The sequence below is a fragment of the Streptomyces sp. NPDC046870 genome, assembly GCF_040704595.1.
Classification (GTDB): Bacteria; Actinomycetota; Actinomycetes; order Streptomycetales; family Streptomycetaceae; genus Streptomyces; species Streptomyces argyrophylli.
Genome location: NZ_JBEYXM010000007.1, coordinates 149,891 through 173,043, shown reverse-complemented (window position 1 = coordinate 173,043; position 23,153 = coordinate 149,891). Strand labels below are relative to the sequence as shown.

Below are 23,153 nucleotides of genomic sequence, written 5' to 3'. Positions count from 1 at the left end.
CTCAAATTTGACTACTTGACCGGAGTCGCCGAGGGTACAGGACGGCCGGGGCGTTCCTGCGCTGCCCGTGCTGTGACGCGGGTCACTCCACACATTGTTCGAAGGTGCTGGGGTTCGTCGGGAGTACGGGCGGCAAGCGGGCGCCGGCGGGGACAATGTCCGCTACCGCTGTCGAGTGCTGTGGTCGAGTGAGGGGGACGGCATGGGGGAGAGCCCGAGGGACGCGGGGCCTGCGGAGACCCCGGAGCGGGGAGGGGGATCGGGGCCGGGCGGACGGGACCGCGTGCCGTCGCCTCTGCACGGGGAGCACGCGGCCATGGAACTGCGCCGTGCCGAACAGGCGCACAAGGAATCCGCCGGGGTGGTTCCGCGGATCCATCGGCCCGGAGGCTTCGAGGTCGACGCCTCGATCCCGAGCCGGCAGCAGTGCTGGGACATGCTGGAACCGGGCGTGCGGGAGAAACTGGCGCACAAGGCCGGTGGTGTCTGGGAGTGGTGGGCGCGATTGGACCACGAGGGCCATCCCAAGGCGTTCGTGTTCGGTCCCCGCGGGCTGTGTCAGGTCGGCTGCGTCGTCCGCGACGGCCGGGCCGTCTTCCAGGGCGAGCGCCTGAGAGTGGAGCCCGGGTCGGTGCGGCGGCGGTCGTTCGCGGTGACCGGTGCCGGGACGGCACCCACGACGGCAACCGGGCCGCGGGGCCGGGCCGCGGCCACCCGTGCCGCCCAGCCGCCGGCCGCGGCCGTGCGCCCGCTGGACCTGGCCCCTGCGGCCGCCGGCGTCCTCGGGAACTTTCCCCCCGAGGTGCAGGAGTTCGTCCAGCGCCCGTTCCTGCCGGACGACCACGGGCTCGTCGCGGACTGGTACTACGAGGAAACCCTCGAACTCACGCACCGGAAGGTCTTCGTGGTGTTCTGCCTGTCCGCGGAACGTCATGTGACGGTCGCGGCGGGCACCCGCACCCTGCCGCGGGGAAGGCAGCCGCATCAGGCCCGCTGGGACGTCGAGTGCTATGAGGCGCCGATCCGGCGGGCTTGAGGCGGGGTGCCGGCGTCCTCGCCGCGTCGCGCCGGGCGCCCCGGGGCGTCGCCGCGTCCTGCCGGTCCCCGGCGTCCTCGCCGTGTCCCGTCGGCTGCCGCCGGCCTCACCGCGCCCGGCCCGCCGCCAACGGCCCGCCGTATCCCGGCCACTGTCAACGGGCTTCCGCCCCGTCGCGGACCACTAGGGGGGTGACTCGGGGATGTCTCAGGGTCGGGTCGTGGAACCGCGGGCGGCGGGGGGCCGTTCTCAGATCAGAGAGCGGCAGTGGCCGCGAAGGAGGCGACGCTCATGTCCATGAACGCGAAGATCGCCGCAGGGGGCGTGGCGGTCGGGCTGATCCTGCTCATATGGCTGCCCTGGTGGGTGGCGTTCCTGATCGTCGTGGGAGTTCCGGCGGCCGCCTACCTCGCCCTGGACCCCTCACAGCGGCGCAGGCTGCGCAGGGTCACCCGCAAGGAGCTCGGCCGCTGAGGCACCGGTGCGCGGCAAGGCCTCACTCGGCGAACCGCCCGGACGGGCCGGCCGGGCCAGGGGCAGCCGCGTCGCCCAGGGACGACGCGGCTGCCGGGGGAGCGACCGGGAGGTCTCGGCCTGTGGCCCGGCTCACAGCGGCCGTACGGCCATCTTGTCGAGCGCCTCCAGCAGACCGGGCAGCTCGGGCCCCCGGCCCACCGGCAGCACCTCGCCCGGCTCGTCGTCCAGCAGGACGAACGCGATGTCGTCGGTGCGGGCCACGATCGACCAGCCGGGGCCGTCGGCGCGGAGCGTACGGGCGTCGCCGGGAGCGAAGGAGGAACGCACGCGGCCGAGCGGCGGTGGCGAGTCGACGTAGGCGCGCGCTTCGGCGAGCACCCGGCGGACACCGGCGTGACCGCCGGCCCTGGCGCCCTCGCCCTCCCGCGCCGACTGCGCGTCCGGCGTGCGCTCGCCGGGGACGGGGAAGTCGGCGTCGTTGATCTGCTCCCGCCAGGCGGCCCACTGCAGCGCTATCTCGTCGGCACCCAGTCGGCGCTGCGCGGGCCCCCAGGAGCCGGTGTCCGGCGGGCACAGCGCCGCCCGTCCCGCCTCCTCGGCGGGCGGGTCGTGGGGAGCGGGCACGCCGGGTGCCGCGACGGCGACGGCCAGGGGCCATCCCGGCAGGGCGGTCACGACCGCGCGCTCGTCCGGCGACAGCTCGTACTCCATGCCGCAGTCCCAGGACGCGATCGCCACGGCGACCAGCGAGACGTCGTCGATGACGACCGTCCAGCGGGCGCCGTACCCGTCCTGGCCCAGCACCAGGCCGTACCCGTCGGCGCGCGGCGCGAGGTCCAGCGCCGCACACGCCTCCGGGTAGTCGTCGCCCAGCACGCTCGGAAACTGTGCCGGCGTGAGCAGTACCGCCGTCAGCACGTACAGCGCATCGTCCGCGGCGGCGACGGGCTCAGCGTCCGTCCCGGCCATCCCTGCCTCCCCAGTGGTTCGTCCATCGGCGCGCACCCTAGTGCGATCGGAAGCCGCTTGTCACGACTCGGCGCACCACGCGGAGCTGCAGGTTTCCGCCTGGACAGGGGCGAAACGGCCACATGTGGAGAAGGAAGTTCCGATCAGGCCGCGGGCAGCCCGAGGAGGTCGCGGGCCACCGCCGCGGGTGTCTCGTCCCGTTCCCGGGCCAGCGCGACGACGGCCCGGCAGGCCAGTTCGCTCACCCCGAAGGACAGGGCCTCCGGGGACACCCATGCCGCCGCCTCCTCGATCCGGTCCTGGTCGTCCTCGGCGCGGGCCGCGACATAGACGGCCGCCGCTTCGAACAAGTTGTGCGCGCGCTGTGCCCGGGCACCCTCCGGCCGCTCCTGCGTGAAGGTGCCGAGCCGGCCGGCGTACCTGCGGATCCTGTCGAACACGCGGACCACCCTTCCCTGAACGGGGTCAGTACGATCGCCCATCTGCTGCTCCTCAACGTAGAGTTGGAGGTTCGGCGGCAGAAGGGGGACGACGCGGTGAAGCGGTTCGAGCGGCTCGCGGAGATCCGCCGGCTGGACCCGGTGGCGGACGCGCTGGAGATCTACCGGATCAGCGTCGCGTACGAGTTCCCCTGGGACTACACCCGCGCTCTCGAACTGGCTCTGTACCGCACCTACGCGGTGCCCGGCATCGGGCGGCTGCTCGCGCGGACGGCGGAGCTGACCGAGCGCACGCAGAAGCGGTACGACGACACCGTGCTGCTCCTGGACACCATCGTGGAACACGGCTTCGCGGCGGAGGAGGGGCGCACGGCGATCCGCCGCATCAACCAGATGCACCGCAGCTACGACATCAGCGACGACGACATGCGGTACGTGCTGAGCACCTTCGTGGTGGTGCCCCGGCGCTGGATCGACGCCTACGGCTGGCGGCGGCTGTCCCGGCACGAGATCGTCGCCACCACCGAGTACTACCGCACCCTCGGCCGGCACATGGGCATCCCTGACATCCCGCGGACCTACGAGCAGTTCGAGGCTCTCCTCGACTCGTACGAGGAGGCCCACTTCGGCTGGGACGAAGAGGCCCGCCGGGTCTCCGACGCCACCCTCGGCCTGATGGCGTCCTGGTATCCGCGCCCCCTGGCACCGCTGCTGCGCACGGCCACGCTCGCGCTGCTCGACGAGCCCCTGTTGCGCGCGTTCCGCTACCCGCGACCCGGCGCGGCCACCTCCGCGCTGGTGCGCCGCGCCGTACGGACGCGCGGCCGGGTGGTCCGGCTGCTGCCGCCGCGCCGCAGCCCCCACTTCGCGCGCCGGAACCGGGAGGTCAAGGGCTACCCGAACGGCTATCGCATCGCGGACCTGGGCACGCGCCCGGTCCCCGGTCTGCGTGGTTGCCCGGTGCGGCGCCAGGACAGCTCAGCGGGCGGCCCCGTCGAGTGAGGCCAGGGTGTCACGCAACCAGGCCAGTTCGGCCCGGCTCGTGGCACGCGCGATGGTGAGGACGCCGCGCCGGAAGGGATCGTCCAGTTCCTCGGCGCGCAGCGGCCGGTCGCCGTCGTAGAAGAAGCTCGCCGGCTCCTCCAGGAAGGACAGCCGGCGCCGCAGCACGGCCGCCTGGGCGGCGGGGTCCTCCAGGTGCCGCAGGAACGCGAGCAGCGTGAACCAGTGGTTCTCGTCGGTGATCTCGCGCTGGGCGGGCTCGGCGAGCCGGCGCTTCAGCTCGCACCCGCCTTCCTCGGTCAGTCTCAGTACATGGCGTGGCGCGGCGACGGCGCCGGGTTCGGTGGCCCGCACCAGCAGACCGGCCTTCTCCAGGCGCTTGATCGCCGGGTACAGCGTGCTCTCGGCGACGGGCCGCACATGGCCGGTGAGCGCCGCGATGTGGCGGCGCAGAACGTATCCGTGCAGGGGGGCGCCGTACAGGAATCCGAGGATGGCGAGTTCGAGCATGGCCGCATTCTCCCGCAGGGATACATCGCTGCGCCAATACCGCCTTGGCGGGATACATCGCTGCCGAGGTATTGTCCGGGTGTCACGGACCACAGGGAGGGGCACGGTGCAGCAGGCCACGTTCGACAGCAGGGGAAGCCGGATCCGGTGGACCGAGGTCCCCGGGGCGGAGCCCGCCCGGGTGTATCTGCACGGACTCGGAGCGATGTCCGCCGTCTACCACGCGCACATCGCGGCGCGACCCGCACTCGCGGGGCGGCGCAGCCTGTTCGTGGACCTGCCGGGACACGGCACGAGCGACCGCCCCCAGGACTTCGGGTACACGCTGGAGGACCACGCCGACGCGGTGGCCGCCGCGCTCGACGCGGCCGGGGCCGCCGGCGCCGAACTGATCGCGCACAGCATGGGCGGTGCCGTAGCCGTCGTCCTCGCCCACCGGCGGCCCGACCTGGTCTCCCGGCTGGTGCTGACGGAGGCCAACCTGGACGCCTTTCCGCCGCCGACCGCCGGCAGCAGCGGGATCGCCGCCTACGGGGAGGACGAGTTCGTCGAAGGAGGGCACGCGCGCGTGCTGGAGACGGTCGGCCCGCTGTGGGCGGCGACCATGCGGCTGGCCGACCCGCGCGCGTTGCACCGCAGTGCCGTCGGCCTGCGCAAAGGCTCCGACCCCGTGATGCGGACGCTCCTGGAACGGCTGCCGGTCGACCGCGTCTTCCTCCAGGGCGAGCACAGCGGCGAACTCGCGGGCCGGGAGGGCCTGGAAGCCGCCGGGGTGCGCGTGGCGACGGTGCCGGGCGCCGGGCACAACGTCATGTTCGACAACCCCGACGCCTTCGTGGCAGCCGTCACCGGAACGGGCTGACCCGGTCCGTCCCTCAGCCCTCGCGCACCGCGAGCGCCAGGAAGCGGGCGTCCTCGTCGGTGTACGACGTCATCCGCCAGCCCGAGCGCGCGAGGAGCGGCCGGAGGTTGGTCTCGGCGCGCAGGTCGTCGGGGGTGAGCCGGCGTCCCTGCCGCGCCGCCAGCGCCGCGCGGCCGATGGGATGGAAGAGGGCGAGCGTGCCACCGGGGCGTACGCCGCGGGCCAGCTCCCGGAGATTGTCCACCGGACGCGGCAGGTGGGCGATCAGGCCCGCGGCGAACACGGCGTCCAGGCATCCCGAGCGCAGCGGGAGCGCGGCGACGTCGGCGAGCACCAGCCGTCCGTCGCGATGCCTGCCCGCTCGTACGGCGGCCTGGAGCATGGCCGGGGTCAGATCCACGCCCAGCACCACCCCGGAGGGGCCCACGGCGGCCCGCAGGGGCGGCAGGGCCCGCCCGGTGCCGCAGCCCGCGTCCAGCACGCGGTCCCCCTCCCGCAGCCCGAGGCCGGCCACGGCCGCCGCGTAGGCCGGGCCGTCGTCCGGGAACCGGCTGTCCCAGTCGGCGGCCCGTGCGGTGAAGAAGTCCTGGACGTGTGTGTGGTCGTCGTTCATGTTCCGCATGATTCCTCACCGTCACGAGGGAAGTCGTTGTGCGCATGTTCGAACGGGACGCGATCGTTCCGGCACAACTGTGCGTCATATTCCGGCACCTTTCGAAATGCGCCCCCTTTGTGCGCCCCTGCCCCGGCTAGCGTCCCGGGGCCATGGGACACCTGGACCACGCCGCCTTCGGCTGGCTGACCCCCGTGCTGTCGTACGCGATGGCCTGCATAGGCGCCGCACTCGGACTCCGCTGCACCGTCCGCGCGCTCGGCACCACCGGCCGCGCGCGCCGCAACTGGCTCGTCACCGCCGCCTCTTCCATCGGGACGGGCATCTGGACCATGCACTTCGTGGCCATGCTCGGCTTCCGCGTCAGCGGCAGCGACATCCGCTACGACGTGCCGCTGACCATCCTCAGCCTCCTCGTCGCCATGGTCGTCGTCTGCGCCGGCGTCTTCGCCGTCGGCTACAGCCGCGACCGCAACCGCGCGCTCCTCCTCGGCGGTCTCACCACCGGACTGGGCGTCGCCAGCATGCACTACCTGGGCATGGCGGCCGTCCGCTTGCACGGCGACGTCACCTACGACCCGGTCCTCGTGGGGCTGTCGGTACTGATCGCCGTGGTGGCGGCGACCGCGGCCCTGTGGGCCGGACTCAACATCAAGTCGCCCCTCGCGGTCACCGTCGCCTCCCTCGTCATGGGAGCGGCCGTCAGCAGCATGCACTACACCGGGATGTTCGCGGTGAGTGTACGGGTGGATCCGTCCGGTGACGCCCTGCCCGGGGCCACGGCGATGCAGTTCATCTTCCCCCTCGCCGTCGGCCTCGGGTCCTACCTGTTCATCACCTCGGCCTTCGTGGCCCTCTCGCCCACGGCCGACGAGCGCCAGGCGTCCGCCTCCGCCCAGCGGCCCGTCGAAAGCGTCGCCCGCTAGCGGGACCCCGGCCCGATAGCACCGACCACGTCCCGAGCGAGGAGGCCATGCGCCCACCCCGTACACCCGAGAACGCCGCCGCAGCGCACCGTCCGCGCGGACGCCGCGCACACGCCGGACCGCCCGCCGACGAGGGCCGCCGCACGTCCGGCCCGCCGCCCACCGCCGCACGCGCGCGTGGGAGCCGCCGGCACCTGCGCCCCCGCACCGTTCGCGCCAAGGTGGTCAGCCTCCTGATGGTGCCCGTCGTCTCCCTGCTCGCCCTCTGGGCGTACGCCACCGTCAGCACCGCTCAGGACGTCGCCCGGCTGCGCCAGTCGCAACGGGTGGACGCCGAACTGCGCAGTCCGCTCGCCGCGGCCGTCACCGCGTTGCAGGCCGAGCGGACCGCGGCCGTCCGCTACGCCACGGACCCGCGTGCCGGCGACGGCGGTGATCTCCAAGACCTCGCGGCCCGCACCGACCGTGCCGTGGACCGGCTGCGGCTCGGCCGGGACAGCACCGTCGCCGACAGCCAGGAACTGCCCGCCGACGTCTCCAGGCGCCTCGCAGCCTTCGTCACCGGCGCCGAGCACCTCCCCACACTGAGAACGGCCGTACGCGGCCACAGGACGGGCTGGGACGACACGTACACGCAGTACACGAAGACCATCGGCGCCGCCTTCGCGGTCGACGGAGCCCTCACCGGCATCCAGCAGGCCGACGTCGCCTCCGACGCGCGCGTGCTGCTCGAATTCTCCCGCGCCGCCGAAGCCCTGGCCCAGGAGGACGCCCTGCTGGGCAGCGCGAGGACCGCCGCAAGCCTGCGGGGAGAAAGACTGCGGCTCTTCGGCGCCGCCGTCGCCACGCGCCGAGCCCTCACCGAGACCGCCGTCACCGATCTGCCCACCGCCCAGCGCGCCGCCTGGCGCGATCTGACCGCGAGCGGTCCCTACACCACCCTCCGCACCGCCGAGAACGACCTGCTCGCCGCAGGACCGGACGCCCAGGTCGCCGACGAGGCACCGCAAGCCGCGTGGAACGCCGCCCACGCGCGCGTACAGGACGGCATGCGGACCATCGCGGCAGCCGCGGGCCGGGCCGTCGCCGGCCGCGCCGACCCGGTCACCCGCGGCCTGCTCAGCCCCGCCGGAGCCGCCGTACTCCTGGGACTCGCCGCCGTCGCCGCCTCCCTCGTCATCTCCGTCCGCATCGGACGGGCCCTCGTGGTCGAACTCGTGAGCCTGCGCAACGACGCGCTGGAGATCGCCCGCCGCAAACTCCCGGAAGCGATGCGGAAGCTGCGCGCGGGCGAGGAGATCGACATCCAGGCCGAGGCACCCTCCGGGCCGCCGGCCGAGGACGAGACCGGTCAGGTGGCGGAAGCCCTGACCACCGTGCACCGCGCCGCTCTGCGCGCCGCCGTGGAGCGCGCCGAACTCGCCAGCGGCATCTCCGGAGTCTTCGTCAACCTGGCCCGCAGGAGCCAGGTCCTGGTCCACCGCCAGCTCAGCCTCCTGGACAGCATGGAGCGGCGTTCCGACGACCCGGACGAACTCAGTGACCTGTTCCGCCTGGACCACCTCACGACCCGGATGCGGCGCCACGCCGAGAGCCTGATCATCCTGTCCGGCGCCGCGCCCGGCCGCGCCTGGCGGATGCCGGTGTCCCTGACCAACGTCGTACGCGCCGCCGTCTCGGAGATCGAGGACTACGCGCGCGTGGAGGTACGCCAGTTCCCCGAGGCGTACGTCACCGGCGCGGCGGTCGCCGACCTCACCCACCTGCTCGCCGAAGTCGTCGAGAACGCGGCCCAGTTCTCACCACCCCACACGCGCGTGCGGGTCACCGGCGAACCGGTCGGCAACGGCTACGCCCTGGAGATCGAGGACCGCGGGCTCGGCATGGGCGCCGAGACCCTGGCCGAGGCCAACCGCCGCATCGAACAGTCGGAGGCCCTGGACCTCTTCGACAGCGACCGTCTCGGACTCTTCGTGGTCAGCAGGCTCGCCTCCCGGCACGACATCAAGGTGCACCTGCGGACCTCCCCGTACGGAGGCACCACCGCCGTCGTCCTGCTGCCGAAGGCCCTGCTGCACAGCGGCTCGGCACAGTCGTCCGCCAACCAGGGCGTGCAGGCCCGACCCGGCGAGGAACACGCCTACGCGCGCGTACCCGGCGCGACCACGCCCCAGGAGGCCGCCGTCACCCAGTGGCCGGACCGTCCCGCCCTGGCGGCCACCGGACCCGGTCCGCACGGCGTCACCCCGACACCGGGATCCCTCGGCACCGGGAAGGCGGCGGACCCTCACGGCACCCGGCAGGAACCACGCCCGGACGGCACCGGCGCGACGGTCCCCTCCCGCGACGCCGCCCATGAACCCCCGCCCCCCGGCGTCACCGCCCTGAGGCTGCACCGCTCGCCGGACGACGGCGAGCCCTCCGACGACCTCCCGCGCCGTGTGCGCCAGGCGAGCCTCGCCCCGCAACTACGCCACCAGCGCCGCGAGGAGCCGTCCCAGCAGCCGACCCGGCACGGCGACGACCGGCGCACCCCCGAACTCGTACGGGACCGCATGGCGGCGTACCGCGACGGCTGGACGCGAGGCGGTGGCAGGCAGCCCGGCCGTGGCACCGCACCGGAACCGCAAACGGGCAGTCACAGCAGCGAAGGAGACCCGGCATGATCCAGGACCCGACACCGACGACCGGCCGGCGCTCCGGCGAACTGGACTGGCTGCTCGACGACCTGGTGACACGCGTGCGGGAGGTACGGCACGCCGTCGTGCTCTCCAACGACGGCCTGGCGGTCGGCGCCTCCACCGACCTCGCGCGGGAGGACGCCGAACACCTCGCCGCCGTGGCCTCCGGCTTCAACAGCCTCGCCAAGGGTGCGGGGCGGCACTTCGGAGCGGGGGGAGTGCGCCAGACCATGGTGGAGATGGACGACGCGTTCCTCTTCGTGGCCGCGGCCGGCGACGGTTCCTGCCTCGCCCTGCTCACCGCGGTCACGGCCGACATCGGGCTGGTCGCCTACGAGATGGCCCGCCTGGTCAAACAGGTCGGCGAGCATCTCCACACGGCGCCGCGCGTCGCGGCGCAACCCCCCGCCGCCGGTTGAGCCGGGAGGCGGCACCGATGACCGAGAACCCGACCGGCGAGCCCCGGGAGCCGGGCAGCCAGTGGTACGACGGCGAGGCCGGGCCCCTGGTCCGCCCGTACGCCATGACGGGTGGCCGCACCCAGCCGGGGCCGACCGGAGTGCGCTTCGACCTGATCGCACTCGTCACCCTCGACCCCGCCGCACCGGCGCTCGACGGCGACACAGCGCTCGGCCCCGAGCACCGGACCCTGATCGACCTGTGCCGTCCGGAGACCCAGTCCGTGGCCGAACTCGCCGCGGACGCGGACCTTCCGGTCGGCGTGGTCAGGGTGCTGCTCGGTGACCTCCTGGAACTCGGCTGCGTGACCGTCAGCCGCCCCGTGCCGCCCGCGCACCTGCCCGACGAGCGGATCCTGCGCGAGGTCATCGAGGGATTGCGAGCGCTGTGACCGAGGAACCGCGCGCACCGCGGAGGAACGTCCGGACACCGCCGTCGGCCTCGCCGCGCCGGCACCCGTACGGCCGGCCGCGTCCCGGTCCGTCCGATCCGAGCGCATTACGTCAACGATCGGACGCGAGCCGCTCATATCAGGTGTACTTCGGTCCCATCGCCCCGCCCCGCGTCCCCGTTGTCATGATGCTGCCTGCACCCCCGGACCACGCGGACACCGGCCGCGGCCGGCCCTCCCGAGAGAAGTGATCATGGTCTCCGAGCACACCGACACCGTCGGCGACACCTCCGCCCTGGCACTGAAGATACTGGTCGCCGGTGGCTTCGGCGTCGGCAAGACGACCCTGGTGGGAGCCGTCAGCGAGATCCGGCCGCTGCGCACCGAGGAACTGCTCAGCGAAGCGGGCCAACTGGTCGACGACACCGACGGCGTGGACCACAAGGTCACCACCACCGTGGCCATGGACTTCGGCCGCATCACCATCCGCTCCGGCCTCTCGCTCTACCTGTTCGGCACACCGGGACAGGACCGCTTCTGGTTCCTGTGGGACGAACTGGCCCAGGGCGCCCTCGGCGCCGTGGTCCTCGCGGACACCCGGCGACTGGAGGACTGCTTCCCGGCCGTCGACTACTTCGAGCACCGGCGCATCCCGTTCGTGGTGGCCGTCAACTGCTTCACGGGAGCCCGCTCCTACGGTGCCCCCGACGTCTGCCGGGCACTGGATCTCGACCGCGGCACACCCGTGGTGCTGTGCGACGCGCGCGACCGCGACTCCGGCAAGGAGGTGCTGATCAGGCTCGTCGAGTACGCCGGGCGGATGCACACCGCCCGGCTCCTGGACTCGGTCGGCTGAGCCCGCCGCTCAACCCGCGACGTCCCGCATGGCCAGTACCTTGTCGATGGTCACGCGGACGAGCAGTTCCCCCGGTACACCGTTGCGGGCGCCGTACTCCTCGGCGCGGTCCTCGCCCATGTACCGGGCGGCGATCCGGGTCGCCCACAGACGCACCTCGGCCAGATCCTCCGACAACCGGGCGCGGCCGTTCAGCACCACGAAGTGGAACGGTGGACGGGCGTCGTCCACGCACAGGGCGACCCTGCCGTCACGGGCCAGATTGCGCCCCTTCGCCGTGTTCTTGCCGGTGTTGAACACCAACTCGTCCCCGTCCAGCAGGAACCAGATCGGAGCCACGTGCGGGCTTCCGTCGGCGCGGACGGTGGAGAGCTTGGCGGTGCGAGTGCCGTCCAGGACGAACGCCCGCCATTCCTCATCGGTCATCTTCTCTGCCATGGGCCCATCCTCCTTGCCCGCGCGCCGGTCGTGGGGAAGGCTGGCGGGGAGTTCCTCCAGCCAGGGGGAGACATCACACGGGGAGACGGACATGGCGCAGAACCAGGGTCTCGGTTGGCTCCTGGACGATCTGACCGAGCGGGTGGACCACGTACGTCACGGGCTCGTCCTGTCGAACGACGGACTGGTCACCGCGGCGAGTACGGGATTACGCCGCGAGGACGCGGAACATCTCGCGGCCGTGGCATCCGGGCTGCACAGCCTGGCCAAGGGCTCGGGACGCCACTTCGGCGCGGGCAGGGTGCGCCAGACGATGATCGAGTACGACGACGCCGTGCTGTTCGTGACCGCGGCCGGCGCCGGGAGCTGTCTGTGCGTACTCAGTGGGGCCCAGGTCGACATCGGCCAGATCGCCTACGAGATGACCCTGCTCGTCAACCGGGTCGGCGAACACCTCGGCGTCGACGCCAGGAAGCCTGAGAGGTCCCCCACCACAGACCTCTGACCTGCTGCTTTCCTTGCCCCATGGAGTTATCCACAGGCTCGCCACGAAACGCGCCGGAGCGGTTACGGTGAGTGCACGGCGAACGCGCAGGGCGTGAGCCACCGACTCCACGGGGGAGTACGACCATGTCGGCAAGCACCTTCGGCCCCACCCGCCCCAGTACCCGCACGACGAGCCGTGCCGCTCGTGAACTGGGTCTCAAGCGAGTCGAGCTCGACCTCGCTGTCCAACTCGGCCGCATCCGCACCGTGCCCGACGAGGGCGGTGGGGGAGGCCGGCGTGTGGAGCAGGCGGAGATCGAGCGCCTCCGGGCGCAGGACGGCTTCCCCGAGTCCCTTCGCGAGCGGGTGCGGATCGTGGGTACGGCGGAGGGCGCCGCCCTCATGGAGATCCCGGCCGGCCGGTTCACCCGGCTCGCCCGCCTGGGCCTGCTCGTGCCCGTGAAGTACTACCTCAACCGTTACCGCGCCGTGGTCTGGCTCTATCTCGCGGAGGAACTGCGCCAGTTCGCGGCCAGCCCGGAGCACGCGCACCTGCTCACGGGACGTACGCCCGAGACCCTCCGCGGGCAGCTGGCGGCGGGGGTGGACCTGCGGGCACGCAACTGGCGCGCCCGCCAGGTCGGTTTCCTGCTGCGGCAGGCCGAGAACCCGTGGGCCCGCGCCGCAGCCGTGGCCGCGTTCCTCGCGCCCGTCCAGGTCGCCGACGTCGTCGAACGTCCCCACGAGCGTGCCCACCTCGACCGGCTCCGGCCCGTGTCACCGGGGCCCGGTGTGCCGGGGTCTCCTTCCGCTCGTCTTGCCGAGCGGATCATGACGGCGCAGGACGCGGACGAGGTCGGCTGGCTGTGCAGCGAGTTGGCGCGCTCGGTCGAGGAGGCCCGCGACATCTCGCCGGCCCCCCGCCCGGCCGTCCACCGGGTTCCGCCGGCGATGCGAGCGGTGGCACGGCCCATCCCGCCGATGGCACGGACGGTCACCCGGCCCACGGAGGAGGCGACGAGGTCGTGGGAGCCGGCCGCGCGCCCGACGGGGTCAGCGGCGCCACCTCCCAAGCCGGCGGTGCGACCCGCGGAGTTGGCGGCGCCATCTGCGAAGCCCGCCGCACAGTCCCCGGACTCGGTGCGTGAGGCTCCGGCGCCCCAGGAGACGGCGTCACCGTTCCCGGAGCCGGTGGTACGGCATCCGCAGCCGACGGGGCGCCCCGCGGAGTCGGGACCCCGCGTGCTGCGGATGCGGACGCGGCTTCCCGGGTCGGTGGCGGCACAGCTCACGGAGGCGGCGACTGCACCCGCGGAGCCGGCCGCGCGGCACCCCGAGCCGCGGGTGCGGCCCCGCCGGTCGTGTGTCGTGCCGCGGGAGCCGGCCGCGCGGCCGGCGGTGCCACCGGCCCCTCGCGAGCACGAGCCGGCGCATACCCTTCCGCCGCCCTCGTCCCGCGGTCTGCGGGCCTGGCTACGGCGCAGAAGCGCACGGCCGGCACCACCCGCGCGGGTCTGAACAGCCGGACCCGGCTGTCGTCGCCAGCTGCTACAGGGCCCTGAACAGGCCCTCCTGCACGACCGAGACGAGCAGCCGTCCCTCCAGGTCGTAGATGCGCCCGCGGGCCAGCCCACGGCCGCCGGTGGCGATCGGCGACTCCTGGTCGTACAGGAACCACTCGTCCGCGCGGAACGGCCGGTGGAACCACATGGCGTGGTCCAGCGAGGCCATGTCGAAGTTCCGCGGCCCCCACAGGGGCTCCACCGGGAGGCGCACGGCGTCCAGGAGGGTCATGTCGCTCGCGTAGGTCAGCGCGCACGTGTGGACCAGCGGGTCGTCGCCGAGCGGGCCGACCGCGCGCATCCACACGGCGCTGCGCGGCTCGGCGCCCTCGATCTCCTCGGCGTTCCAGCGCAGCCGGTCGACGTACCGGATGTCGAACGGCTGGCGGCGCGCCATCCGCTCCAGCTGCTCCGGCAAGGCCCCCAGGTGTTTGCGGATCTCCTCGGACACCGTCGGCAGCGACTCGGGGTCCGGCACCTCGCGGGCCGGCGGCAGCTGGTGCTCGAACGGTCCTTCCTCAGGCTTGTGAAAGGAGGCGGTCAGATTGAAGATCGTGCGGCCCTGCTGCACGGCCGTGACCCGGCGCGTCGTGAAGGAGCGTCCGTCGCGGACCCGCTCCACCTGGTACACGATCGGCACGCCCGGCCGGCCCGGACGCAGGAAGTACGCGTGCAGCGAGTGCACCGGGCGCTCGCCGTCCGTGGTGCGGCCGGCGGCGACCAGCGCCTGGCCGGCCACCTGGCCGCCGAAGACCCGTTGCAGGGACTCCTGCGGGCTGCGGCCACGGAAGATGTTGACCTCTATCTGCTCCAGGTCGAGGAGGTCGACCAGTCTCTCGGCCGGATTCGTCATCGGTGGGATTCTCCTTGGCTTGCCACGGGCCGGGGACCGCTCACAGCTGGCCGACATCGGTGACGCGGACGACCGCACGCCCCTCGGCGTCGGAGGCCGCGAGGTCGACCTCGGCGCTGATGCCCCAGTCGTGGTCGCCGTTCGGGTCGTCGAAGATCTGGCGGACCCGCCAGAGGCCGTGCTCCGGCTCCTCCTTGATGACGAGCAGCTTGGGCCCCCGGGCGTCGGGCCCGGTGCCGAGGTCGTCGTACTCGTCCCAGTACTTGTCCATCGCCTCGCCCCACGCCTCGGCGTCCCATCCGGACTCGGCGTCCAGCTCGCCCAGTTCCTCGACCTGGTCCAGGGCGGCCAGTTCCACGCGGCGGAACATGGCGTTGCGGACCAGGACGCGGAAGGCGCGGGCGTTGGTGGTGACCGGCTTGACCTCGTCCGCCTTTTCCTGGGCCTCCTCGGCGGTCATCTCCTCCGGGTTGGCGAGCTGCTCCCACTCGTCCAGCAGGCTGGAGTCCACCTGGCGCACCATCTCGCCCAGCCACTCGATCAGATCCTGAAGATCCTCGGACTTCAGGTCGTCCGGGATGGTGTGGTCCAGGGTCTTGTAGGCGCTGGCGAGGTAGCGCAGCACGATGCCCTCGGTGCGGGCCAGCTCGTAGAAGGACACCAGCTCGGTGAAGGACAGTGCCCGCTCGTACATGTCCCGGACCACCGACTTGGGCGACAGCGGGTGGTCACCGACCCACGGGTGGCTCTTGCGGTAGGTGTTGTACGCGTGGAAGAGCAGCTCTTCCAGCGGCTTCGGGTAGGTGACGTCCTGGAGGCGCTCCATGCGCTCCTCGTACTCGACGCCGTCCGCCTTCATCGCCGCCACCGCCTCGCCGCGCGCCTTGTTCTGCTGGGCGACGAGGATCTGCCGGGGGTCGTCCAGGGTGGACTCCACGACGGAGACCATGTCCAGCGCGTAGGACGGCGACTCCGGATCGAGGAGTTCGAACGCGGCCAGGGCGAACGTGGACAGCGGCTGGTTCAGCGCGAAGTCCTGCTGAAGGTCGACGGTGAGCCGCACGATGCGGCCTTCGGCGTCCGGCTTGTCCAGCTTCTCCACGATTCCGCCGTCCAGCAGGGAGCGGTAGATCGCGATCGCCCGGCGGATGTGCCGCAGCTGCTGCCGACGCGGCTCGTGGTTGTCCTCCAGCAGATGGCGCATCGCCTCGAAGGCGTTGCCCGGCCGGGCGATCACGGAGAGCAACATCGTGTGCGTCACCCGGAATCGCGAGGTCAGCGGCTCGGGCTCCGACTCGATCAGCTTCTGGAAGGTGTTTTCCGTCCAGCCGACGAAGCCCTCCGGCGCCTTCTTGCGGACCACCTTGCGCCGCTTCTTCGGATCGTCGCCCGCCTTCGCCAGCGCCTTCTCGTTCTCGATGACGTGCTCCGGCGCCTGCGCGACCACGAGCCCCGCCGTGTCGAAGCCGGCCCGGCCGGCCCGGCCCGCGATCTGGTGGAACTCACGGGCCCGCAGCGTGCGCACCCGGCTGCCGTCGTACTTGGTCAGCGCGGTGAAGAGCACCGTGCGGATCGGCACGTTGACGCCCACACCGAGCGTGTCCGTGCCGCAGATGACCTTGAGCAGACCGGCCTGGGCGAGTTTCTCCACCAGGCGCCGGTACTTGGGCAGCATGCCGGCGTGGTGCACGCCGATGCCGTGCCGGACGTAACGGGAGAGGTTACGGCCGAACTTGGTCGTGAAGCGGAAGTTGCCGATCAACTCGGCGATCTGGTCCTTCTCCTCGCGGGAGCACATGTTGATGCTCATGAGCGCCTGCGCCCGCTCCACGGCCTGCGCCTGGGTGAAGTGCACGATGTACACCGGCGCCTGCTTGGTCTCCAGCAGGTCGGTGAGCGTCTCGGTGAGCGGGGTCAGCTTGTACTCGTAGGAGAGGGGCACCGGGCGGGTCGCCGAACGGACCACCGAGGTGGGGCGGCCGGTGCGGCGGGTGAGATCCTTCTCGAAGAAGGACACGTCGCCCAGGGTGGCCGACATCAGGATGAACTGCGCCTGCGGCAGTTCCAGCAGCGGGATCTGCCAGGCCCAGCCGCGATCGCCCTCGGCGTAGAAGTGGAACTCGTCCATGACGACCTGGCCGACGTCGGCGTCCTTGCCGTCGCGCAGCGCGATCGACGCCAGCACCTCGGCGGTGCAGCAGATGACGGGCGCGTCGGCGTTCACGGAGGCGTCGCCCGTGAGCATGCCGACGTTCTCGGTGCCGAAGAGCTTGCACAGCTCGAAGAACTTCTCCGACACCAGCGCCTTGATCGGTGCCGTGTAGAAGGTGACCTCGTCCCGGGCCAGCGTGGCGAAGTGCGCACCCGCGGCGATCATGCTCTTGCCGGAACCGGTGGGCGTCGAGACGATCACGTTCGCCCCGGAGACCACCTCGATCAGCGCCTCTTCCTGGTGGGGGTAGAGGGTGAGGCCGCGCTCCTGCGCCCACGACTCGAAGGCTTCGTACAGGGCGTCGGGGTCGGCGGTCGGCGGCAGCTGATCGATGAGGGTCACGCCCCCATCTTGCCTGGCCCAGAGCCCGAGCGGGGAATCGGCTGGGGATGCGAAGATCACGACCGCTACGCTGTGTCGCCGACGCGGCGTCAGCGCACCAGGTCAACTGGTCAGCGGCACACGAGGAATGGGGCGGGAAGCGGCCATGATGGGACCAGCACACTCACTGTCGGGGGCCGCGGCCTGGCTCGGCGTCGGAGCCGCCACCGCGGCGGCGGGACACCCGATGCCCTGGCCGGTCCTCCTCTCCGGTGCCCTCATCTGCGCCGGTGCCGCGCTCGCCCCGGACCTCGACCACAAGGCCGCCACCATCTCCCGGGCTTTCGGCCCGCTCTCCCGCTGGCTCTGCGAGATCGTGGACAAGCTGTCGTACGCCGTCTACAAGGCGACCAGGAAGCAGGGCGACCCGCGTCGCTCCGGCGGGCACCGCACACTGACGCACACCTGGCTGTGGGCCGTCCTGATCGGCGCCGGCTGCTCGGCCGCCGCGATCACCGGGGGTCGCTGGGCGGTCCTGGCGATCCTGTTCGCGCACATGGTGCTCGCCATCGAAGGTCTGCTGTGGCGGGCGGCGCGGGGCTCCAGCAGCGATGTCCTGGTCTGGCTGCTGGCGGCGACCAGCGCGTGGATCCTGGCGGGCGTGCTCGACAAGCCGGGCAACGGCTCGGACTGGCTGTTCACCGATCCCGGACAGGAGTACCTCTGGCTGGGGCTGCCGATCGTGCTGGGCGCGCTGGTGCACGACATCGGGGACGCGCTGACCGTGTCCGGCTGCCCGATCCTGTGGCCGATCCCGGTCGGCCGCAAGCGCTGGTACCCGCTGGGGCCGCCCAAGGCGATGCGGTTCCGGGCGGGCAGCTGGGTGGAGCTGAAGGTCCTGATGCCGGCGTTCATGCTGCTCGGGGGAGCGGGCTGCGCCGCCGCCCTCAACCTGATCTGACCTGGCCCGGGGGGTGGGCAGGCCCACCTGGTCAGGTCGCCTCGCCCGCGTCCGCCGCACCGTACCGGCGCTCGAAGCGGGCGATGCGGCCCTCGGTGTCGACCGTGCGGGCCTTGCCCGTGTAGAAGGGGTGGCTCTCCGAGGAGATCTCCACGTCGATCACCGGGTACGTCTGGCCGTCGTCCCACTCGATGGTCTGCTCGCTCCGCGCGGTGGACCGGGTGAGGAAGGCGTAGCCGGCGGCGCGGTCCCGGAAGACCACGGGGTGGTAGTCGGGGTGCTTGTCCTGCTGCATGGCGGCTCCTTGTGCGGGGCGCTCGGGGCGGGGACGGCCGGAAGGCCGCGCTCAGCCGGGCAGGGAGTCCTCGTCGACGATGTGCATCGCGGCTTCCTCGGCGGAGGCGGCGGCACCGTCGATGCCGACGTCGGTCGCGACGAGGGCGGCCTCGTCGTCCTCGTGTGCACCCTCGTCGGGGGCCACGAGCCGGCCGGAGCGGAAGTTGCCGACCTCGTTGTCCAGCAGCTCGCCGTCCGTGCCGTCGACGTCACCGATGCCGTCGCCGTCCGGAGCGGCGAGGTCCGGCTGCTCCTCGGCGAGCCGCTGGTCGAGCGTCTCGCCCGCCTGGCGCTCGGCCGCCGTCACGCCGATGTGTTCGACCGCCCACGGGCGCTCTGGAGGGGACCAGCCGCGGTCGAGTGGTTCGGCGACGCCGTCGAAATCCAGGGTGTCCTCGACGTCGAGCACCCCCGAGTCCTCCGGGATCTCCGAGGGATCGGGCTGGTAGACGTCGTCCCCCCAGCCGTCCGTGTCCACGACTACCTCCAGGTGGTGAGCACGGTCCGGTGCCGTCCCAGTGGGCGGCGGACCGCCGGCACGCCGGGCGCGGGGCCGCACCGGGAACCGCCGGATTCCCGGAGGCACCCCGAGCCGGTGCCGCTTTCCAGCCTTCCACCCCTGCTCGGCACCGCGCAACGCCACGGGTCCCGGCGGGGCCGCGCCCGCGCCCCGGGGCCCGGCCGGACCCACCGGGACCCGGCCACGGCAACCGACGGCTGCGGGACCCGGCCCGGGGCCCCGGGCCGGGTACGGGGTCCACGCCGGCGACGCGGGCTCCGCCACCGTCCGATCCGACCGAGGCCGGCCACTGGCCGCAGCCGATCGATCGCACCGTGCGGACCGAGCGCGCCGAGTCAGCCCGATCGATCACGTCTGCCGAACCGGCCGAGCCCACCGAGCCGACCCCCGGCACGCCGGGCATCTCACCCGTGCCAGGACCGCCACAGCGCCGCGTAGGCGCCCTCCGCCGCGACCAGCTCCTCGTGGCTGCCCAGCTCGCTGATGCGGCCGTTCTCGACGACGGCGATCACGTCGGCGTCGTGGGCCGTGTGCAGACGGTGGGCGATGGCCACCACGGTGCGGCCGTTGAGGACACGCGCCAGGGAGCGTTCCAGGTGGCGGGCCGCGCGCGGGTCGAGCAGCGAGGTGGCCTCGTCCAGGACCAGCGTGTGCGGGTCGGCCAGCACCAGCCGGGCCAGCGCGATCTGCTGGGCCTGCGCCGGGGTCAGCGCCGAGCCGCCGGAGCCCACCTCGGTGTCCAGGCCGTCGTCCAGCGCCCGCGCCCATCCGTCGGCGTCGACCGCGCCCAGGGCCGCCCACAGCTCGGCGTCCGTCGCGCCGCCGCGGGCGAGCAGCAGGTTGTCGCGCAGGGAGCCCACGAAGACGTGGTGCTCCTGGTTGACGAGGGCCACGTGGGAGCGGACGCGTTCCGCGGGCATCCGGGACAGCTCCGCACCGCCCAGGGTGACCCGGCCGTCCCGGGGCGCGTAGATCCCGGCGAGCAGCCGGCCCAGCGTGGACTTGCCCGCGCCGGACGGCCCGACCAGGGCGAGCCGGGTGCCCGGAGCGACCTCCAGGGAGACCTTCCGCAGCACGTCGACGCCCTCGCGGTAGCCGAAGTGCACCCGGTCGGCGCGCACGTCCCGCCCGTCGGGGGCGAGCGTGGCCTCCCCGGCCTCGGGCTCGATGTCCCGCACGCCGACCAGCCGGGCCAGCGACACCTGGGCGATCTGCACCTCGTCGTACCAGCGCAGGATCAGGTTCACCGGATCGACCAGCATCTGGGCGATGAGCGCGCCCGTGGTCAGCTGGCCCACGCCGATCCAGCCGTGCAGGACGAAGACGCCGCCGACCATCAGGACCGAGCCGAGCACGAGCAGGTGGACGGTGTTGATGACCGGGAAGAGCACGGAGCGGAGCCAGAGGGTGTAGCGCTCCCACGCGACCCACTGCGAGATCCTCTGCTCCGACAGGGCCACGCGGCGGGCGCCGAGGCGGTGTGCCTCGATGGTGTGGCCCGCGTCCACGGTCTCGGCGAGAGCGGCGGCGACGGCGGCGTACCCGGCGGCTTCCGAGCGGTAGCCCGACGGTGCCCGCCTGAAGTACCAGCGGCAGCCGACCACCAGGACCGGGACGGCGAGCAGCACGGCGGCGGCCAGCGGCGGGGCCGTCACGACCAGTCCGCCGAGCAGCAGCAGTGCCCACACGAAACCGATGGCCAGCTGTGGCACGGCCTCGCGCATGGCGTTGGCCAGGCGGTCGATGTCGGTCGTGATGCGGGAGAGCAGGTCGCCGGTGCCCGCCCGCTCCAGCACACCCGGGGGCAGTCCGACGGACCGTACGAGGAAGTCCTCGCGCAGGTCGGCCAGCATCCGCTCGCCCAGCATCGCGCCGCGCAGCCGCACCTGCCGGACGAACCCGGCCTGCACGGCCAGCGCGAGCACGAACAGCCCGGCGGTCAGGCCCAGATGGAGGTCGCGGGCTCCGTCCGTCACCCGCTCGACCAGACCGCCGAGCAGGTACGGGCCCACCATGGAGGCGACCACGGCCACCGTGTTGACGGAGATGAGCAGCAGGAAGGCGCGCCGGTGCCGGCGGAACAGCTCGGTGACGTAGGCGCGCACGGTCGCGGCGGCACCGACGGGCAGGGTGGTGGCGGTCGTCGGGGCCGCCGGGTCGTACGCCGGTGGCGCGACGCCGATCATGCGCTCTCCTCGATCTCTTCCAGCTCCTGGAGCGCTTCCAGGAGGATGCCCTCGTCGGTCGCGGTCAGTTCCTCGTCGGTCTCCCGGGTCACCACGGCCCGGTAACGCGGCTCGCCGTCCACGAGTTCGCGGTGCACGCCGACCGCCACGACCTGCCCCTCGTGCACCAGGGCGACCCGGTCCGCGTGGTCGAGCAGCAGCGGCGAGGAGGTGAACACCACCGTCGTCCGTCCCGACCGCAGCCGGCGCAGCCCGTCCGCGATCCGGGCCTCGGTGTGCGAGTCGACCGCGGAGGTCGGTTCGTCCAGCACCAGCACCTCCGGATCGGTGAGGAGCGACCGGGCGAGGGCGAGCCGCTGGCGCTGGCCGCCGGACAGGGAGCGTCCGCGCTCGGTGATCCGGGCGTCCATCGGGTCGGACGCGTCCAGTGACCCCTGCACGAGAGCGTCCAGCACGTCCTCGCACTGTGCTGCCGCCAGCGCGTCCTCGGCCCGCACGGCACCGGAGGCGGGCACGTCGAGCAGATCACGCAGCGTGCCGGAGAGCAGTACCGGGTCCTTGTCCTGGACGAGGACGGCGGTCCGGGCGCTGTCGAGGGGAAGCTCGTCCAGCGGGACCCCGCCCAGCAGCACCGACCGGCCCGGTTCGGTGGGGTGGCCGCCCAGCCGTTCGGCGAGCCTGCCGGCCGCGTCCGGGTCACCGCAGACGACGGCGGTGAACCGGCCGGCGGGAGCGAGCAGACCGGTCGCGGGGTCGTACAGGTCGCCGCCCGGCACCTCGGCCGCCCGGGTGCCGTCGGTGGCCGTGGACCGCTCCAGCGACAGCACGCGCGCGGCCCGCTTGGCCGAGGGGCGGGAGAAGGAGTACGCCATGGCGATCTCCTCGAAGTGCCGCAGCGGATAGTTCAGGATCATGACGGCGCTGTAGACCGTGACGAGTTCACCGACCGTGATCCGGCCCTCGCGGGCGAGGCCGATGCCGTGCCAGACGACCGCGATCAGCAGCAGGCCGGGCAGCAGCACCTGGACGGCGGAGATCAGCGACCACATCCGGGCGCTGCGCACGGCGGCGTGCCGCACCTCCTGCGAGGCCCGGCGGTAGCGGTCGAGGAACAGCTCCTCGCCGCCGATGCCGCGCAGCACCCGCAGGCCGGCGACGGTGTCGGAGGCCAGTTCGGTGGCCCGCCCCGCCTTCTCGCGCTGCACGTCGGCGCGGCGCGTCGCCCGGGGCAGCAGCGGCAGTACCGCGAGGGCCACGACGGGCAGACCCACGGCGACGACCACGCCGAGCGCGGGCTGGTACAGGAGCAGGCTGACGCAGACGACCAGGACCGTGAGCGCGGCGGCGGTGAACCGGGAGACGGCCTCGACGAACCAGCCGATCTTCTCCACGTCGCCCGTGGAGACGGCCACCACCTCGCCGGCGGCCACCCGCCGGGTCAGGGCCGAGCCCAGCTGGGCGGCCTTGCGTGCGAGCAACTGCTGGACGCGGGCGGCCGCGGTGATCCAGTTGGTGACGGCGGCCCGGTGCAGGAAGGTGTCGCCGACGGCGATGCCCGTCCCGCACAGCAGCATCAGAGCACCCGTCAGGGCCAGCCGGGTGCCGGAACGGTCGACGGCCGCCTGGACGGCGAGGCCGACGCAGAAGGGGAGGGCGGAGACGGAGACGAAGTGCAGCAGGCCCCAGGCGAGCGACTTCAGCTGCCCGCCCAGCTGGTTGCGCCAGAGCCACCACAGGAATCGAGGACCCGAACGCGCGTCGGGCACGCCCGGATCGGGATACGGAAGGTCTTGAATCTGCATGACGTCCCAGTGGCTCGTGTCAAGGGCAGGGAAGGAGCGGAACGCCGCGAGGAGCGACGACAAGCCGTGAAAGGTTCGCGTCGCAGAGTGGTGAATTTCAAACGGTTTTCTCCGGGGCGCGTGCAAATCGCCTGTTTCCGGCCATGGCGACAGTTGCGGTCAGGCCGGGCGCCCCGTCTGTCCGGCACCACGCACCAGTACGGCCTCGGCCACGTCGTCGCCATCGACCGCCACCGCCCTGGAACGACCCCGGA

22 protein-coding genes and 1 pseudogene are annotated in these 23,153 nt (G+C 72.8%); 12 read left to right on the top strand and 11 right to left on the bottom strand.

Annotation, left to right across the window (positions count from 1 at the left end):
• Window positions 1–316 precede the first annotated feature (316 nt).
• Together AB0946_RS18270 and AB0946_RS18265 are read left to right on the top strand one after the other, a co-directional pair.
• Entirely contained in the window at window positions 317–1,036 is a 720-nt protein-coding gene (locus tag AB0946_RS18270; RefSeq protein ID WP_366761608.1) for a hypothetical protein, read from the top strand.
• Between the two features lie 291 nt (window positions 1,037–1,327).
• Complete coding sequence (locus AB0946_RS18265) at window positions 1,328–1,510, top strand: hypothetical protein (RefSeq protein ID WP_366751634.1); 183 nt, start codon at window positions 1,328–1,330, stop codon at window positions 1,508–1,510.
• A 132-nt stretch (window positions 1,511–1,642) separates the two neighbouring features.
• Here AB0946_RS18265 and AB0946_RS18260 read toward each other — a convergent pair whose 3' ends face one another.
• Window positions 1,643–2,482 (bottom strand): hypothetical protein, encoded by an 840-nt coding sequence (locus tag AB0946_RS18260; protein WP_366761607.1) that lies wholly within the window; start codon window positions 2,480–2,482, stop codon window positions 1,643–1,645.
• Between the two features lie 143 nt (window positions 2,483–2,625).
• The gene (locus tag AB0946_RS18255; protein WP_366761606.1) at window positions 2,626–2,922 is read right to left on the bottom strand and encodes a hypothetical protein; all 297 of its coding nucleotides are present in this window, start codon (window positions 2,920–2,922) and stop codon (window positions 2,626–2,628) included.
• Window positions 2,923–3,018: 96 nt separating this feature from the next.
• Between AB0946_RS18255 and AB0946_RS18250 the strand changes: the two genes are divergently transcribed.
• A complete protein-coding gene (locus AB0946_RS18250; RefSeq protein WP_366761605.1) occupies window positions 3,019–3,924 on the top strand; it encodes an oxygenase MpaB family protein in 906 nt (301 codons plus the stop codon).
• Here the strand turns inward: AB0946_RS18250 and AB0946_RS18245 are convergent.
• The gene (locus AB0946_RS18245) at window positions 3,901–4,434 is read right to left on the bottom strand and encodes a PadR family transcriptional regulator (RefSeq protein WP_366761604.1); all 534 of its coding nucleotides are present in this window, start codon (window positions 4,432–4,434) and stop codon (window positions 3,901–3,903) included. The two genes, AB0946_RS18250 and AB0946_RS18245, sit on opposite strands and share 24 nt — an antisense overlap.
• A gap of 106 nt (window positions 4,435–4,540) precedes the next feature.
• On the opposite strand from AB0946_RS18245, the gene AB0946_RS18240 reads away from it, so the two are divergent.
• Window positions 4,541–5,296: an alpha/beta hydrolase gene (locus tag AB0946_RS18240; protein WP_366761603.1), complete on the top strand. Its 756-nt coding sequence runs from the start codon at window positions 4,541–4,543 to the stop codon at window positions 5,294–5,296.
• A gap of 13 nt (window positions 5,297–5,309) precedes the next feature.
• Here the strand turns inward: AB0946_RS18240 and AB0946_RS18235 are convergent, their stop codons facing one another.
• On the bottom strand, window positions 5,310–5,909 hold the full coding sequence (locus AB0946_RS18235; protein ID WP_366761602.1) for a class I SAM-dependent methyltransferase: 600 nt from the start codon (window positions 5,907–5,909) through the stop codon (window positions 5,310–5,312).
• A gap of 152 nt (window positions 5,910–6,061) precedes the next feature.
• Here AB0946_RS18235 and AB0946_RS18230 point away from each other — a divergent pair, with 152 nt between their 5' ends.
• The 5 genes from AB0946_RS18230 (at window position 6,062) to AB0946_RS18210 (ending at window position 11,222) form a co-directional block, all read left to right on the top strand.
• Entirely contained in the window at window positions 6,062–6,835 is a 774-nt protein-coding gene (locus tag AB0946_RS18230; RefSeq protein ID WP_366761601.1) for an MHYT domain-containing protein, read from the top strand.
• A gap of 47 nt (window positions 6,836–6,882) precedes the next feature.
• Window positions 6,883–9,501, top strand: coding sequence for a nitrate- and nitrite sensing domain-containing protein (locus AB0946_RS18225; RefSeq protein ID WP_366761600.1), 2,619 nt, complete (start codon window positions 6,883–6,885; stop codon window positions 9,499–9,501).
• A complete protein-coding gene (locus AB0946_RS18220) occupies window positions 9,498–9,935 on the top strand; it encodes a roadblock/LC7 domain-containing protein (RefSeq protein ID WP_366761599.1) in 438 nt (145 codons plus the stop codon). The genes AB0946_RS18225 and AB0946_RS18220 overlap by 4 nt, the downstream gene beginning before the upstream one ends.
• A 17-nt stretch (window positions 9,936–9,952) precedes the next feature.
• Window positions 9,953–10,366, top strand: coding sequence for a DUF742 domain-containing protein (locus tag AB0946_RS18215; RefSeq protein WP_366761598.1), 414 nt, complete (start codon window positions 9,953–9,955; stop codon window positions 10,364–10,366).
• A 253-nt stretch (window positions 10,367–10,619) separates the two neighbouring features.
• Window positions 10,620–11,222, top strand: coding sequence for an ATP/GTP-binding protein (locus AB0946_RS18210; protein WP_366761597.1), 603 nt, complete (start codon window positions 10,620–10,622; stop codon window positions 11,220–11,222).
• Window positions 11,223–11,231: 9 nt separating this feature from the next.
• On the opposite strand, the gene AB0946_RS18205 is transcribed toward AB0946_RS18210, so the two are convergent.
• Window positions 11,232–11,660, bottom strand: coding sequence for a PPOX class F420-dependent oxidoreductase (locus AB0946_RS18205; protein WP_366761596.1), 429 nt, complete (start codon window positions 11,658–11,660; stop codon window positions 11,232–11,234).
• Between the two features lie 91 nt (window positions 11,661–11,751).
• On the opposite strand from AB0946_RS18205, the gene AB0946_RS18200 reads away from it, so the two are divergent.
• Complete coding sequence (locus tag AB0946_RS18200) at window positions 11,752–12,165, top strand: roadblock/LC7 domain-containing protein (RefSeq protein WP_366761595.1); 414 nt, start codon at window positions 11,752–11,754, stop codon at window positions 12,163–12,165.
• 125 nt (window positions 12,166–12,290) lie between these two features.
• Window positions 12,291–13,076: pseudogene (locus tag AB0946_RS18195) on the top strand (DUF6397 family protein); the annotation flags it as partial.
• Between the two features lie 618 nt (window positions 13,077–13,694).
• Here AB0946_RS18195 and AB0946_RS18190 read toward each other — a convergent pair.
• Both AB0946_RS18190 and AB0946_RS18185 read right to left on the bottom strand, forming a co-directional pair.
• Window positions 13,695–14,561 carry an acyl-CoA thioesterase II gene (locus AB0946_RS18190; RefSeq protein WP_171158708.1) on the bottom strand — a complete coding sequence of 289 codons (867 nt, stop codon included), beginning with the start codon at window positions 14,559–14,561 and terminating at the stop codon, window positions 13,695–13,697.
• 40 nt (window positions 14,562–14,601) lie between these two features.
• Window positions 14,602–17,115, bottom strand: coding sequence for a DUF3516 domain-containing protein (locus AB0946_RS18185; protein ID WP_366761594.1), 2,514 nt, complete (start codon window positions 17,113–17,115; stop codon window positions 14,602–14,604).
• Window positions 17,116–17,260: 145 nt separating this feature from the next.
• Here AB0946_RS18185 and AB0946_RS18180 point away from each other — a divergent pair, with 145 nt between their 5' ends.
• Window positions 17,261–18,055, top strand: coding sequence for a metal-dependent hydrolase (locus tag AB0946_RS18180; protein ID WP_366761593.1), 795 nt, complete (start codon window positions 17,261–17,263; stop codon window positions 18,053–18,055).
• 31 nt (window positions 18,056–18,086) lie between these two features.
• Here the strand turns inward: AB0946_RS18180 and AB0946_RS18175 are convergent, their stop codons facing one another.
• The 4 genes from AB0946_RS18175 to AB0946_RS18160 form a co-directional block, all read right to left on the bottom strand.
• The gene (locus AB0946_RS18175; protein WP_014671210.1) at window positions 18,087–18,350 is read right to left on the bottom strand and encodes a type B 50S ribosomal protein L31; all 264 of its coding nucleotides are present in this window, start codon (window positions 18,348–18,350) and stop codon (window positions 18,087–18,089) included.
• A 51-nt stretch (window positions 18,351–18,401) separates the two neighbouring features.
• Window positions 18,402–18,869 carry a DUF5709 domain-containing protein gene (locus AB0946_RS18170; RefSeq protein WP_366761592.1) on the bottom strand — a complete coding sequence of 156 codons (468 nt, stop codon included), beginning with the start codon at window positions 18,867–18,869 and terminating at the stop codon, window positions 18,402–18,404.
• Window positions 18,870–19,315: 446 nt separating this feature from the next.
• Window positions 19,316–21,097 (bottom strand): ABC transporter ATP-binding protein, encoded by a 1,782-nt coding sequence (locus AB0946_RS18165; RefSeq protein WP_366761591.1) that lies wholly within the window; start codon window positions 21,095–21,097, stop codon window positions 19,316–19,318.
• Entirely contained in the window at window positions 21,094–22,899 is a 1,806-nt protein-coding gene (locus AB0946_RS18160) for an ABC transporter ATP-binding protein (protein ID WP_366761590.1), read from the bottom strand. Before AB0946_RS18160 ends, AB0946_RS18165 begins: the two co-directional genes overlap by 4 nt.
• Window positions 22,900–23,153: the final 254 nt, after the last annotated feature.

Coding starts and splice junctions, on each gene's coding strand:
- AB0946_RS18270 (WP_366761608.1), top strand. CDS start 317: ATGGAACTGCGCCGTGCCGAACAGGCGCACAAGGAATCCGCCGGGGTG.
- AB0946_RS18265 (WP_366751634.1), top strand. CDS start 1,328: ATGTCCATGAACGCGAAGATCGCCGCAGGGGGCGTGGCGGTCGGGCTG.
- AB0946_RS18260 (WP_366761607.1), bottom strand. CDS start 2,482: ATGGCCGGGACGGACGCTGAGCCCGTCGCCGCCGCGGACGATGCGCTG.
- AB0946_RS18245 (WP_366761604.1), bottom strand. CDS start 4,434: ATGCTCGAACTCGCCATCCTCGGATTCCTGTACGGCGCCCCCCTGCAC.
- AB0946_RS18235 (WP_366761602.1), bottom strand. CDS start 5,909: ATGAACGACGACCACACACACGTCCAGGACTTCTTCACCGCACGGGCC.
- AB0946_RS18230 (WP_366761601.1), top strand. CDS start 6,062: ATGGGACACCTGGACCACGCCGCCTTCGGCTGGCTGACCCCCGTGCTG.
- AB0946_RS18225 (WP_366761600.1), top strand. CDS start 6,883: ATGCGCCCACCCCGTACACCCGAGAACGCCGCCGCAGCGCACCGTCCG.
- AB0946_RS18220 (WP_366761599.1), top strand. CDS start 9,498: ATGATCCAGGACCCGACACCGACGACCGGCCGGCGCTCCGGCGAACTG.
- AB0946_RS18215 (WP_366761598.1), top strand. CDS start 9,953: ATGACCGAGAACCCGACCGGCGAGCCCCGGGAGCCGGGCAGCCAGTGG.
- AB0946_RS18210 (WP_366761597.1), top strand. CDS start 10,620: ATGGTCTCCGAGCACACCGACACCGTCGGCGACACCTCCGCCCTGGCA.
- AB0946_RS18205 (WP_366761596.1), bottom strand. CDS start 11,660: ATGGCAGAGAAGATGACCGATGAGGAATGGCGGGCGTTCGTCCTGGAC.
- AB0946_RS18200 (WP_366761595.1), top strand. CDS start 11,752: ATGGCGCAGAACCAGGGTCTCGGTTGGCTCCTGGACGATCTGACCGAG.
- AB0946_RS18190 (WP_171158708.1), bottom strand. CDS start 14,561: ATGACGAATCCGGCCGAGAGACTGGTCGACCTCCTCGACCTGGAGCAG.
- AB0946_RS18180 (WP_366761593.1), top strand. CDS start 17,261: ATGATGGGACCAGCACACTCACTGTCGGGGGCCGCGGCCTGGCTCGGC.
- AB0946_RS18175 (WP_014671210.1), bottom strand. CDS start 18,350: ATGCAGCAGGACAAGCACCCCGACTACCACCCCGTGGTCTTCCGGGAC.
- AB0946_RS18165 (WP_366761591.1), bottom strand. CDS start 21,097: ATGATCGGCGTCGCGCCACCGGCGTACGACCCGGCGGCCCCGACGACC.
- AB0946_RS18160 (WP_366761590.1), bottom strand. CDS start 22,899: ATGCAGATTCAAGACCTTCCGTATCCCGATCCGGGCGTGCCCGACGCG.